The 13,646-nt window shown below is 72.7% G+C and carries 6 protein-coding genes; 1 reads left to right on the forward strand and 5 read right to left on the reverse strand.

Going from position 1 to position 13,646, the window contains the following annotated elements:
• Positions 1-84: 84 nt before the first annotated feature.
• Positions 85-5,112 carry a VWD domain-containing protein gene (locus AW271_RS15065; protein ID WP_157554172.1) on the forward strand — a complete coding sequence of 1,676 codons (5,028 nt, stop codon included), beginning with the start codon at positions 85-87 and terminating at the stop codon, positions 5,110-5,112.
• A gap of 19 nt (positions 5,113-5,131) precedes the next feature.
• On the opposite strand, the gene AW271_RS15070 is transcribed toward AW271_RS15065, so the two are convergent.
• The 5 genes from AW271_RS15070 to AW271_RS15090 are packed head-to-tail and all read right to left on the reverse strand — an operon-like array spanning position 5,132 to position 13,642.
• On the reverse strand, positions 5,132-6,001 hold the full coding sequence (locus tag AW271_RS15070) for a Pvc16 family protein (RefSeq protein ID WP_062337170.1): 870 nt from the start codon (positions 5,999-6,001) through the stop codon (positions 5,132-5,134).
• Positions 6,002-7,801, reverse strand: a complete 1,800-nt coding sequence (locus AW271_RS15075; protein WP_062337171.1) for a hypothetical protein — start codon at positions 7,799-7,801, stop codon at positions 6,002-6,004.
• On the reverse strand, positions 7,794-9,791 hold the full coding sequence (locus tag AW271_RS15080) for an ATP-binding protein (protein WP_062337174.1): 1,998 nt from the start codon (positions 9,789-9,791) through the stop codon (positions 7,794-7,796). The genes AW271_RS15075 and AW271_RS15080 overlap by 8 nt, the downstream gene beginning before the upstream one ends.
• Positions 9,788-11,734: a hypothetical protein gene (locus AW271_RS15085; protein ID WP_062337176.1), complete on the reverse strand. Its 1,947-nt coding sequence runs from the start codon at positions 11,732-11,734 to the stop codon at positions 9,788-9,790. Before AW271_RS15085 ends, AW271_RS15080 begins: the two co-directional genes overlap by 4 nt.
• 3 nt (positions 11,735-11,737) lie before the next feature.
• Complete coding sequence (locus AW271_RS15090; protein WP_062337178.1) at positions 11,738-13,642, reverse strand: hypothetical protein; 1,905 nt, start codon at positions 13,640-13,642, stop codon at positions 11,738-11,740.
• Positions 13,643-13,646 lie beyond the last annotated feature (4 nt).

Here is a 13,646-nt window from a genome sequence, read left to right on the forward strand (position 1 = left end):
GTTGTCTTATCCCTGCTCACGACCATGATCGTGATTCCGGGGCCATTACCTCTGGCGCCTCCGGCCATGGCCGCAGTGCCCTGTGTGAACGACAACAATTGGAATGTCCCGGCCACCCAGGGGGACCGGCGATGCGTCAATGGCACCGTCGCGAACACCAGAGCGCGCATTGAAAAGGGCACCGGCTGCCTGCTCGGCAGGCTGAACGGCCCGGTGCAGCTCTACTCGAAGAACCAGTGCGGCCAGAACGGGCCGGAAACGAATTCCGGAATCGAGTACATCGGGCAGGCGCGGGCCATCTCCCATCTGCACGAGAAGATCACCGGAAGCGCGCCCACCGACGGAATCCATCCCGACATCCAGTGGGAGACGACCTTCGGCCAGTCGCGCCCGGACATCATCTATTACGACCACACGCTGACCTCGCCGTCGGCGCAGCCCTTCGTCCAGGTCATCGAGGCCAAGGTCGCCACGAACTACAACGCGGCCGACTGGAACAAGCAGGTCAAGAAGCAGATCACCGAGATGACGTCCCGGGGCATGAGCAACGTCGGCCTCGGCAACGTGCTGCGCGACTACGTCGACTACTTCTGGGTGAGCTTCGGCTGCGGCCGGGGCGAGGTGGGTTTCCGCACCCAGACGTACGTCGTGACCTCGCCGAGCGACGGGCTGCTGCTGATCACCCAGGCGGGGGAGATCAAGGCGTGCGTCAAGAAGCCGCCGCCCGGCGGGCCGACGCCTCCGCCGCTGCCCGACCCGCTGCCCGTGCCCACGCCGGTCCCGGTTCCCGTGCCGGCTCCGCAGCCGTGGCCGGTCCCGGTGCCGAATCCGATCCCGCAGCCGGTCGAAGAGCCCGGCGTCATCACGATCGTGACCGCGACCATCGTGGCCATGGCCTACATCCAGTGGACGATGTGGTGGGGCATGCTCACCGACTTCGGCGAGTGGCTGCGCGGCCTGCGGTTCTCGAAGGTCTACGGCGAACCGCACCTGATCACGCTCGACCGGATGGCCTACGACATGCAGTCGGTCGGTGAGTTCGTGCTGGCCGAGTCGGCCAGTCACGACCTGCGCGTCCACGCCCGGTTCGTCGAGCGCCGCGACAACGTGTCGATCATCGACCGGGTGGCCATGGCCGTCGACGGCCACGTCGTCGAGATCGGGAACAACCTCGTCGTCGACGGCGAGCCGGTGACGCTCGCCAGCGGCAAGGCGATCCGGTTCGGCGAGACCACGGGCGTGCTGCGCGAGGGCAACAGCTACTACGTGTTCTGGGCCGGCATGGACGGCGGCGTGTTCCGCTGGGACGGCGACTGCTGCCACGCCGGGCTGGCCTTCGGCGCGGAGCCGCCCGCCGACCTCGTCGGCCTGCTCGGAAACGCCGACGGCAACCCGGGCAACGACCTGCGGCTGCGCGACGGCACCCAGTTGCCCGCCACCACCTCCGCCACCGTCATCCACGGCCAGTACGCCGACTCCTGGCGCATCTCCAACGAGGAGTCGCTGTTCACGTACGGGCCGGGGCAGAGCACCGCGACCTTCACCGACCTGGCCTTCCCCTCCGAGATCGTCACCATCCACGACCTGACCCCGGAGCAGATCTCGGCGGCCGGCGCGTACTGCCAGGGGCAGGACGTGCCGCCGGGCCCGGTGTTCGACGGCTGCGTGCTGGACATCGCACTCACCGCGGACGCCAGCTTCGCCGCCATGGCGGCCGAGCAGGTGACCACCGTCGTGGACCCGCTCACCGCGACCCTCGACGCGCAGGGCGGCCTGGCGGTCGACTTCCAGTCGGCCACGATGCCCAAGAACCTGCGCCCGGCCCGGGTGTCGCAGGACCCGGCGACCACCACCTTCGCCGGGCCGTTCAGCGGCACCGACGCCTACCGCTTCTACGTGCAGCGACTGCCCTCCCACCTCGGCGGCACCCTGGCCTTCGACCTGCTCACGGTGGGCGACTGGGCCTCCGACGCCGACGTGGAGACGGTGACCGTACGGACCGACCGGAAGTCGCCGGTCACCTTCCGGCCGAGTGAGCTGACCCCGGTCGCCACCGGCACGCTCGCCAGCGGCCAGCCCTACGCCAGGTACCGGGTGAGCCTGCCCTTCGAGCACCAGGACGACCAGATCGAGTTCACCGCCGACGCCACCGGGGTCGCCGGCATCTCCAACCAGGCGTTCGGCGTGGACGACGTGCGGCTCACGGTGCCGATCGTGCCGCCGCAGACGTTCCCGGTCACGGTGCCCTTCGACGTCTCCGACGGGGAGCCGGCGGCGGGCGCGGGCAACCTGGAGACGGTCGTCTCGGTGGACCAGTACACCTTCACCCTGGCCCAGCCCGGTGCGCTCTACCTGGAGGTCACCGACTGCCCCGACCTGCGGTGGACGCTGCTCAACGCGGCCGGGACGAGCGTGTCCAGCGGCTACTGCACCGACAAGGAGATCAGGAACCTGCCCGCCGGGGCCTACCGGCTGAACGTGCAGTCCCGGGGCGACGACAGCGGCGCCTACGCGCTGGCCGTCACCGAGATCCCCGCCGACGTGTCCGCGCCCGTCACCGTGGACGGCCCGCCGGTCGAGCTGGCCCTGACCGGCGCCGGGCAGAACGGCTCCTGGACCTTCACCGGGGCCGCCGGCCAGCGGGTGTTCCTCTCCTTCACCGAGGGCACGTTCGGCGGCGGCACCAACGCCGACGTCGTGCTCAGGAAGCCCGACGGGACGAACCTGAAGGGCACGACGTACTGCGGCGGCGGCTGCTTCGCCGACACGATCACACTGCCGGTCGCCGGGACGTACACGATCGCCCTCAATTCGCGCGGCACCGCCGTCGGCGAGCTGACCGCGAGGATCACCACGGTCCCCGCCGACCTGACCCAGGCGGTGCCCACCGACGGCACCGCGACCCCGCTGGCCAACCTCGCCGCCGGGCAGAACGCCCTCTGGACCTTCACCGGCACGACCGGGCAGCGCATGTCCTTCCGGTTCACGGCGGGCACGTTCGACAGCGGGCTCGACGCCTTCGTGACGGTACGCAAACCCGACGGGAGCAACCTCGCGAGCCGCACCTACTGCGGCCACGACTGCTTCATCGACGTGACCCCGCTCCCGGCGAGCGGCACGTACACGATCCTGTTCGACCCCGCCGCCGACCTGACCGGCTCGTTGTCCGCGGGCGTACTGGAGATCCCCGCCGACGCCTCGGCCGCCGTGACGGTGGGCGGCCCCGCCGTGCCGCTGACCACGACGGTGCCCGGCCAGAACGGCGCGTGGACCTTCGCCGGCCTCGCCGGTCAGAACGTGTCGTTCGGCTTCACCGGCGGCACGTTCGGGAGCATCCTCAACGCCACGGTCTCGGTGCGGAAGCCGGACGGCACGACGCTCGTCAACTCCGAGTACTGCGGCACCTCGTGCTCGCTGACCCCGGCGATCCTCCCGGCGGACGGCGCCTACACGATCGTGCTGAACCCCTCGGGCAACCGCGTCGGCACCCTCACGGCCAAGCTCGACGTCGGCGACGTGACGAAGAACGTCGCCGTGGGCGGCCCGGCCACCCAGATCACCCTGTCGTCCCCCGGCCAGAACGGCCGCTGGCGCTTCGACGGCGCCGAGGGCCAGCAGGTGTCGTTCGGGTTCTCGGGCGGCACGTTCGGGAGCGTCCTGAACGCCCGGGTGTCGGTGAAGAAGCCTGACGGGACGACGCTGGTCAGCCAGGAGTACTGCGGCACCTCGTGTTCGCTCACCCCGGCGACCCTTCCGACGGACGGGGTCTACACCGTCCTGCTGGTTCCCCAAGGCGCGTCGACGGGCTCGCTGACCGGCACGTTCGACGTCGGTTACGTCGTCAGCGACGTGACGGTGGGCGGCCCGGCCGCCACGATCACGATCGCCTCACCCGGGCAGAACGGGGTGTGGCGGTTCACCGGGCAGGAGGGCCAGCAGGTGTCGTTCGGCTTCTCCGGCGGCACGTTCGGGAGCGTCCTGAACGCCCGGGTGTCGGTGAAGAAGCCTGACGGGACGACGCTGGTCAGCCAGGAGTACTGCGGCACCTCGTGTTCGCTCACCCCGGCGACCCTCCCGGCCGACGGGGTCTACACGGTGAACCTGGTTCCGCAGGCGGCGAGCACCGGTGTGCTGACCGGGAAGTTCGACGTCGGTTACGTCGTCAGCGACGTGACCGTGGGCGGCCCGGCCTCGACGATCACCATCGCCTCGCCGGGTCAGAACGGCGTGTGGCGGTTCACCGGGACGGAGGGCCAGAAGGTGTCCTTCGGGTTCACCGGCGGCACGTTCGGGAGCGTCCTGAACGCGAGGGTGTCGGTGAAGAAGCCTGACGGGACGACGCTGATCAGCCAGGAGTACTGCGGCACCTCGTGTTCGCTCACCCCGGCGACCCTCCCGGCGGACGGGGTCTACACGGTGAACCTGGTTCCCCAGAGCGCCGCGACGGGCTCGCTGACCGGGAAGTTCGACGTCGGTCACGTCACCGCGAACGTGACCGTGGGCGGCCCGGCCTCGACGATCAGCCTCGCCTCACCCGGCCAGGACGGCGTCTGGACCTTCACCGGCACGGCCGACCAGCGGGTCTTCTTCGCCTTCACCGGCGGCACCTTCGGCAGCACCGGCGCGAAGGTGCTGGTACGCAGGCCCGACGGCACGATCCTCAAGGACGACCAGTACTGCGGCACGTCCTGCCTGTGGGACACCACGGTGCTGCCGGCGACCGGCGCATACACGATCCTGCTCGACGGGCAGTCGGCCGCCACCGGGTCGATGACCGTGCGGGTCACCGAGGTCCCGGCCGACGCCACCGCCGCCCTCACCGTCAACGGCCCGGCGGCGTCGGTCACCACGACGGCCCCCGGCCAGAACGCCACCCTGACCTTCGCCGGAACCCAGGCGCAGGTCGTCACGATCAGGCTGACCGGGAACACCTTCGGCCAGACCGCCTTCACCGTGCGGAAACCCGACGGGACGACGCTGGCCAGTTCGACCACCTCCAGCGCCACCCCGACCTTCACCAACCTCACCCTGCCGGCGACCGGCACGTACGTCGTACACGCCGACCCCCGCAACGCGGCGATCGGCTCGGTCTCGGGCACCGTCACGGGGTGAGCCACCCGGCGCCGCCGGGTCAGGCGAAGCCGACGTCGTAGTCGCCCGCGGCGCCGGGCACGTCGAACTCGGTGGTGCGCTCGCCCAGACCGGCGGCCCTGACCCGGCAGCGGTGGCGGCCCGCCGCCAGGTGCGCGACGGTGTAGCGGCCCTCGGCCGAGGTCTTCGTGGTGTGCGCGGGCGAGCCGTCCACCGGCTCGATCCGGACCCAGGCGCCGGGGACCGGGTCGCCCGCCGCGTCCCTGACGGTGCCGCCGATGATGATCAGGCCGGGTGACTCCAGACGGGTCACCTGGGTGGTGACCATCGGGCCGATCTCCTCCGGATCGAAGGCGACCGGGATCGTGACCGTGAGGTGCACCACCGGCCGCCACGGCTGGCGGCCGGTCATGGTGCCCCAGAACTCGGCGTACTTGGCGAAACCGTCGCCGGGCAACACCGCGGTGGGCAGCTCGGCGGCGGCCAGCAGGGGCGGGAAGCCCGTGGGGAGCCGGCCGCGTCCGTAGACGTCGGCCGGCCGCAGCGGCACGGCGGCCAGCAGGACGGCGGCGGCCCGGTAGAGCAGCGCGTGCTCGTCGAGGGTCGGCTCGACCGCCTGGTTCTGCGCGGCCGGGCTCCACGCGGTGACCAGGTAGTGCAGGTCGAGGCGGCGCGGCGCGGGCTCCCCCAGCACCAGGCCCGCCGCGGCGGTGCGGGTGCGCTCGTTGCCGCGCAGGCCGCGGTTCTCGCGCAGTTCCACCAGATAGACGTTGAGGGCCATGCGGTCCAGGTTGGTGACGAAGGTGCGCCAGTCCTCGTCCGGCGGCTGGAAGCCCACCCGGTTGGCGTCGCCGAGGCCGATCCGGGAGATCAGCAGGTGCCGCACCATGCGGTCGACGTGCTCGATCATCTACTGCCAGACCTTTCCGGTCGTGTCGCGGATGACGACCCGGCTCGCGCGGGCCAGCTCGATGACGCGCGCCGGGATCGGCTCGACCTGCGGCGGCACCTCGAGGATGTAACGGCCGGTCATCACCCGGCCGGCCAGCGGGCCCTCCACGATGCGCGCCCCGTTCGGGTACTTGAGGGCGAACTCCTGGAAGTGCTTCAGCATGGTGAACTCGTCGACGTGGGCGATCTGGCCGTTCGAGCCGGCCAGGCTCTTCACGGAGATGATCTCTCCGGCCGCCTCGTCGTAGTAGTCGAGCCGGTTGCGGCGGCCCCGCCGGTCGTAGATGGGCACCTGCCCCTGGCGGCGCGGCGAGGCCAGGCTCTTCTCGAATCGCACCCCCTCGCCGGCCTCCTGCCGCAACTCCTGGACCGACTTCTTCGTGCTCATGCCCTGCTGGGCCAGCACGTCGGCGTCGTCGAGCAGCAGATCGCCGCCCGGCTTCTCCGGCACGGGCCGCCGGCGCGCGGCCTTCTTCTTCGGGGCGGCGGCCGGTTCGAGGGAGCCCACGACCTCGGGCTCGCCGGTGGGTTTCTCCGTGGCGACGCGGACTTTGGGCTTCTCGGTGGCGACGCGGACCTTGGGGGCCTTGGCGGGCTTGGCGGCCGGGGCGGGCTTGACGGCCGTGGCGGCCTTCTTGGTCACGGCGGCGGCCGCGCCGGCGGCGTTCTTCTCGGCGAAGCCGAGCAGTTTCTTGAGGAAGACCTTCAGCCGGTCGAGCAACTGGAAGAGCGGTTTCATGACCGGCTCCAGCCATTTCATGGGCTTGCTCACCAGGGCGCCGATCAGGGCTTCGACGGCCGCGATGCCCTCGCCGAGCTTGACGACGAGGTTCCCGGCGCGGGCCAGCACCCCGCCCAGCTTGCCGAGCTGGGCGCCGATCGCGGCCACCGCCTCTCCGGCGCCCAGGCTGAACACGGCCAGCAGCGTGTTGCTGACGATGGCCCCGGTGTCGTATCCGACGTTGTAGCCGAGCCGGGACCACTGCGTGGAGGTCAGCTTCTTGCGGGTGTCGGTGGCCCACTGTTCGAGCTGGGCGGCCGGTCCGGCCGGGGCGGCCGCGGGCCGCATGGCCTGCTCCTCCTCCTTGCCGGAGAGGTGCAGCACCAGGGCGTGGGCGGCCCGGCCGCCCGCCGCCCCGGCCGCCTTCTCCGCGGCGGCGCTCGCCTCGCCGAGGTGGGCCAGCAGGTCGGCGGCGGTGAGGTTGGCGCGGGCGCCGGTCAGGAAGGCGCGGAAGCCGGCGGCCAGGGCCTCCGCCTCGGCGATCAGCTCCTCCGGGTGGTCCCAGACGGCGCGGCCCAGGTCGGCCGCCATCTTCTGCATCTGCTCGGCCAGCACGACCACCCCGAACAGATCGGTGACCGGGCTGACCACGCCCAGGATCCAGCCCGCCTCGTAGGCCAGCGCGAATTCGGCCATGTTCCTCGGCGAGGCCAGTTCGGTGAGCCCGGCCTTGACTCCGTCGACCGTCACCTCCTTGGCCAGGGTGAAGACGAAGCCCCGGATCGCGGCGGCGGCGATGCGCTGCTGCGGGCCCTGCCCGGTGAGCTGGCGGGTGAACAGGTCGATCGCGACGTTCGCCAGGAAGCCGACGGTTCCCGATGGTTCCGGCGCCTGGGCGACGGCCTCACCGGTGGCCTGGTTCCCGGCGGCCCGCTGGAGGTCCCGCAGGTCGCCGCCGGGACCGGGCTGCCTGACCGGTTCGGCCACCGGGGCCGTGGTGTCCTTGACCGGTTCCGCGGTCTTCACCGGGTCAGCCATCGCCCACTCCCAGCAGGTCGTCGTCGGTGAGCGCTTTGCCCAGCTTCTGGAACTCCCGGCGCACCGCGTGCCGTACGTGGGCCGCCGTCACCGGCCCGGGGCCCGCCAGGAACGCCGAGGCCAGCGCGACGTTCTTGATGTGGCCGCCGCTGAGGGTGAACCGCGCGGCCAGCGCCTCAGGGTCGACGTCCGCGGCGAGCGGGGTGCCGGCCGGCCAGACGCTGCGCCAGATCCTGGCCCGGCTGTTCTGATCGGGGAAGGGGAATCGGACGGTGAAGGCGAGCCTGCGGGTGAACGCCTCGTCCAGGTTGTGGCGCATGTTCGTGGCCAGCAGGGTCACCCCCGGGTGGGCCTCCATACGCTGGAGCAGGTGGGCGACCTCCAGGTTGGCGTACCTGTCGTGGGCGTCCCTGACCTCGCCGCGTTTGCCGAGCATGGCGTCGGCCTCGTCGAACAGCAGGATCGCGGCGGTCCGCTCGGCGGCGGCGAAGACCCGGTCGAGGTTCTTCTCGGTCTCGCCGATGTACTTGCTGACGACCCCGGCCAGGCTGATCCGGTAGAGGTCCAGGTGCAACTCGGCCGCGAGCACCTCGGCGGCCATGGTCTTGCCGGTGCCCGGCGGCCCGGCCAGCAGCACCGCCACCCCGGTGCCCCTGGCGAGCTTGCCGCCGAAACCCCAGTCGCGCAGCACCCGGCCCTGCCCGGCCACCCGCGCGCAGATCTCGTGCAGCGCGGCGAGTTCGTCGTCGGGCAGCACCAGGTCGGCCCAGCCGGCGCGGGGCTCGATGCGGTCGGCCAGGCCGGCCAGTTCGTGCCCGGCGGCGCGGCGGGCCGCCGCCGAGAGTTCGGCCAGGGTGTGCCCGCCCGCCGTGCCGGCCGCCTCGTCGATCGCGCGGGGGGTGAGCGGGAAACGTTCGGCCAGCACGTCGAGGTCGCCGGGCGGCACCGGCCGTCCGGCGAGGGCCGAGACCCAGCGGACCCGCCGCTCGCCTGCCTCCGGCGTGGTGAACTCGACGGTGCGCAGGAAGAGCGGCAGGACGGTGGACGGCCACGGCGCGGTCCCGGCCAGCACGACCGGGCCAGGCGTGTGGGCCAGCGCCATGACCGCGAGGTCGCGCCGGTGGTCGTCGAGCGAGTCGGCCCGGTCGAGGTAGGGCAGTGCGCCGTGCAGTTCGGCCTCGCGCAGGGCGCAGCGCACGGCGTCCTCGAACGTGGCCGGGCCCGAGGGCGCCAGCGCCAGATCGACGTGCAGCACCGGCCGTCCCAGCCCGGCGGCGGCGGTCCTGGCGGCCTCGGCGCGCCCGGAGCCGGGCTGGCCACGCAGGTAGAGCCGCTGCCCGGCGTCGAGCAGATCGCGCAATTCGTGCGCCCGGCCGCTGCCGGGTCCGGGACCGGAGACCAGCCGGCACCAGGAGGCCAGCCGCCGGTCCAGGCCGCCGACGCCGAGCAGCACGTCGACGATCTGCTCGTCGGGCACGACGTACCTGGCCAGCAGCGGCGGCTCCACGTGGTGCGGGTCGGCGACCAGCCGCACCAGCCGGTGCCGCAGCAGCGGAGCGTCGGCGGCGAAGTCGCAGCGCCGCCGCAGCTTCTCGGCCACGCCGTCGCAGAGCAGGTTGAGGGTCAGTTCCACGGTGGGGCGGCGGCGGGTCACGTCGTCCTGGAGGTAGCCGTACAACCGTTCGTAGCGCAGGTCGACCTCCGGGGCGACCGCCACGAGCAGCACGTTCAGCTCGAACGCCGACAGGTCGTACCGCTCGGCCAGCCACGCGGGCCCGGCGGCGTCGGCGGCGCTGCCCGGCCCGATCGGGGAGACGGCCGGGGCGCGGCGCAGCACCCGTGTCACCTCGTCGGGGCCGATGTGCAGGCCGCGGAAGGAGTCCCGGCCGGCCTCGGGACCGTACGCCGCCCCCGCCGCCGCGACCGCCTCCGCCAGCCGGACGTCGAGCCGGGCCAGCCAGTCCAGGACGCCGTCGGCAACCTCGCTCATGGCCGTTTCGTCGCCTCCGTCCAGGCCACGGCCAGGTGGGGGGCCGCGCCGTGCGGCACCGGGTGCCGGTAGCGGCCGTGTTCCTCGCCTTCCTTGTCGGTCTCGACGACCAGCGGGTTGGCTCGCGCGTACGCGTCATGCCGCACGCCGGTGACCTGCCAGCAGACCTTGGTGCCGGGCTCGCCCCCGGCGACGGCGAAGCGGTTGCCGGACACCTCGCGGGCGATGTGCAGGCCGGGCGCGGGGCGGCCGACGGGGGTGAGCTGGTAGCGGAAGCGTTCGTTGAGGGCCTCGAACCAGGCGGGCAGGGTGATCTCGGCGCTGCCGTCGGCGTCCAGGACGACCTCGCCGTCGTAGACGTTCTTCATCTCGTCGCTCTCGATGGCGGCGTGGTTCAGGTAGCGGCCGGCCGGGTCGAGCGGGTGGTCGATCTTGAACTGGAGGTTCGTCTTGGTCAGCGTGCCCTTCACGTCGACGTTGCCGTTCAGCCAGGCCGCCCACTTCTGGCCGCCGATGATCAGCGGGATGCCGCCGTGCTCGCTGAACAGGTGCAGCCCGACGCCCCGGTCCGACGACACCCGCATCGCGATGTCGTTGATGGTGGGGCCGCCGAGCACGTCCAGCCGCGCCGACGGTGACTTGTGACCCACGGCGAGGTCGCCGTTCTTGATGCTGAACGCCATGTGCCAGGTGCCGTCGAACTTGTCCCAGAACGCCGGCACGCCGCGGGCCCCCGGGGTGCCCTCGTCGTGGTCGACGCTCAGCGCGAACGCGGGCCGGCCGCTGGAGTTGACCGCGCCGAACGACGTCTGGCCGTCGGTCTTGGCGTGGGCGAGGAACGGGATGTTGCTGGCGGTGAGCACGCCGTTGGCGTCCTCGGCCTCGAAGCCGCCCTGGTCGACGGCGTGCACCAGGGCCAGCGGCCCCGGCCGTCCGAAGGCCGCCGGCCCCCGGACGAAGGCCCCGCCGTTGACGTCGAGCGTCGTCTCCGGCGCGGTGGCCTTGCCGAGGCCGAGGAAGCCCCGGATCAGGGCCGGGCCCTTCGCGTCCAACACGGGCCGCCCCGCCGCCGGTTGCGCCGATTCCAGCACGGTCTCGCCGATCACGTGCAGCGTGCCCTCCGGCGCGCTCACGCCGCCCAGCGAGCTGGTCTCGCGCAACACGGTCGCGCCGTCCACGTGCAGGGCGCACTTCGGCACGGTGGTGTTCACGCCGATGCGGCCGGCGGCGGTGTTCACGGTCAGCAGCGGATGGGCGTTGTCCCGGGTGACGATCAGGCGGGGGGTGTCCACGATGACCTGTCCGTCGCCGCCGCGCACCTCGGCCGCGCGGACGTGGGACACGCTGGTCTCGCCCTCCCGCGCGCCCAGCAACTCGACCCGCTCGACCGCGACCCCGACGCCGCGCCGCCGGTCGCGGCCCAGGCCCGTGACCGTTCCGTTCTCCAGTTCGGCCAGGCCCAGTACGATCTCCTCCCCGTCGTCGAGCCCGGAGACCGGCCGCAGCCGCAGCACCGGCGTGGTCTCGGTGTTGAACACCCCCGAGGGGACGCCGGTGAAGTCGAAGGTCTCCGCCCAGGCGATCGTGACGGCGTGGTCGCCGGTGAGCCCGGCCGTGGAGAGCTCCACCCCGGCCTCGGTCACCGGGACGAGCGACGCGCCCACTTTCGCGTGACCGCCCGCGACCAGCGGGATCAGCCGCCCCTTGACGTCGAGCGCCGTGCCGGGGTCGACCCGCAGCCCGGCCTGCCCGATCGCGGCGCGCACCGCCAGGCCGTCGGCCACCCCCCAGCCGTGCAGGTCCGCGCCGTGCATGCGGTGCAGCGGCCCGCAGTGCTCCTCCTGGTCCTGGCGGCTCTCGTGCAGCCCGGTGTCACCCTGCCGCGGCTCGGGCGGGTTGACCGTCGGGTCGACGTAGCTGGTCCTGATCAGTTTCTCCGGCATGTGTCACTCCTGTGTGGTCCCGTAACCGGGGATGAGGTCGGCGGTCAGCGCGCCGAGGGCCCGGCTGGCCGGCTCGCCGTGCGGTTCGGGATGCAGGAAGCGGCCAGCCTCCTCTCCGTCCTTGTCGGTCTCGACGACCAAGGGGTTGGCCCGCGCGTACGCGTCGTGCCGCACGCCGGTGACCTGCCAGCAGACTTCGGTGCCCGGTTCGCCCCCGGCCACGGAGAAGCGGCCGTCCGCGAGCCGCCGCGACACGTGCAGGCCGGGCGCGGGACGGCCGACGGGGGTGAGCTGGTAGCGGAGCTTCTCGTTGAGCGCCTCGAACCAGGCGGGCAGGGTGATCTCCGCGCCGCCGTCCGCGTCCAGGACGACTTCGCCGTCGTAGACGTTCTTCATCTCGTCGCTCTCGACGGCGCTGTGGTTCAGATAGCGGCCGGCCGGGTCGAGCGGGTGGTCGATCATGAACTGGAGGTTGCTCTTGGTCAGCTTCCCGATGACGTTCACGTCGCCGTAGAACTCGGCGGCCTTCTGACCCATGGCGAACAGGCCGGTGCCGGTGCCGCTCATGGCGTACACCCCGAACCGGGACGCCGACGAGGCGAACACCGCCGAGATGTCCTGCTCGGTGGTGCGCACGTCCAGCTTCGAGGTTGGCGACTGCGTGCCGATGCCGACCCAGCCGTTGCGCAGCGCCAGGCCCGGCCGCCAGGTGCCGTCGTAGCGGTCGTAGAGCGTGGGGATGCCGCGGGCCCAGGTGACGCCCTCGTTGAAGTCGATGTTGATCGCGAACGCCGGGCGCCTGTCGGCGTTGAGGATGCCGAACGCGGTGGAGTCGGCCTGGGCCAGCAGCGGCACGTTGGTGTCCACGGACCGGCCGAAGTCGTCCTCGGTGCCGAAACCGCCGACGTCGACCGCGTGCACCCGGCCGAGCGCCGGGGTGCGCCCGACGCCGAGCCGGTCGCGCACCACGGCGTGCCCGGCCACGTCCAGCGCCGCGGCCGGGGCGGCGGTGCCGACGCCGACACGTTCGCGGAAGACCGCCGTGCCCGCCGTGTCGAGGGCGGCCTCCGGTTGCCCCGTGCCGATGCCGACGCGTTCGCGGAAGACGGCCGTGCCGGCGGTGTCGAGGGCGGCCTCCGGCTGGCCGGTGCCGATGCCGACGCGGCGGGCGACCGGGTCCACCGACAACGCGGGCTCGCCCCCGCCGGGCAGCCGTACCGTCAGCCGCCGTGCCTCCAGCGCCAGGCCGCCCTCGCGCAGCGCGCGCAACTCCCCGGCCTGGGCCTCGCCGACGACGGCCAGCGCGCCCGACCTGACCGCGCCCGGCAGCACCAGCTCGATCCGGTCCTTCGCGCCGCCGACGGCGCGGCGGGTGCCCGCCGTCAGGTCGGCGACCGTGCCGTCCGCGCCGAGCCGCACCTCGGCCAGCACGACCTCCTCGGCGGAGACCTGCCCGGGGCCGCGCAGCCGCAGCACCGGCGTCGTCTCGGTGGCGAAGACGCCGGCGCCGACGCCGGTGAAGTCGAACGTCTCCGCCCACGCGATCGTGACCGTGCGCTCGCCGGCCGGCCCCTGCGTGGGCAGCACCAGGCCCTGCTCGCCCATCTCGGTCATCGTGCCGTCGCCCAGCCGGGCGTGCCCGCCGGTGGCCAGCGGGATCAGCCGTCCGCGGACGTCGAGCGCCACGCCGGGCAGCACCCGCAGCCCGGCCTGCCCGACGGTCGCGCTCACGCCCAGCCCCTCGGCCACCCCCGGCCGGTGCAGGGCGGCGCCGGCCATGCGGTGCAGCGGCCCGGCGTACCCCTCCTGGTCCTGGCGGCTCTCGTGCAGGCCGGTGTCGCCCTGCCGGGGCTCGGGCGGGTTGACCGTGGGGTCCACGTAACTCGTGCGGATCAGCCGTTCGGACATGGGG

The organism is Herbidospora sakaeratensis, assembly GCF_001570525.1.
Classification (GTDB): Bacteria; Actinomycetota; Actinomycetes; order Streptosporangiales; family Streptosporangiaceae; genus Herbidospora; species Herbidospora sakaeratensis.

What these genes read in the sequence shown, in the direction of transcription:
- AW271_RS15070 (WP_062337170.1), bottom strand. Translation starts at nt 6,001, where the DNA reads ATGATCGAGCACGTCGACCGCATGGTGCGGCACCTGCTGATCTCCCGG.
- AW271_RS15075 (WP_062337171.1), bottom strand. Translation starts at nt 7,801, where the DNA reads ATGGCTGACCCGGTGAAGACCGCGGAACCGGTCAAGGACACCACGGCC.
- AW271_RS15080 (WP_062337174.1), bottom strand. Translation starts at nt 9,791, where the DNA reads ATGAGCGAGGTTGCCGACGGCGTCCTGGACTGGCTGGCCCGGCTCGAC.
- AW271_RS15085 (WP_062337176.1), bottom strand. Translation starts at nt 11,734, where the DNA reads ATGCCGGAGAAACTGATCAGGACCAGCTACGTCGACCCGACGGTCAAC.
- AW271_RS15090 (WP_062337178.1), bottom strand. Translation starts at nt 13,642, where the DNA reads ATGTCCGAACGGCTGATCCGCACGAGTTACGTGGACCCCACGGTCAAC.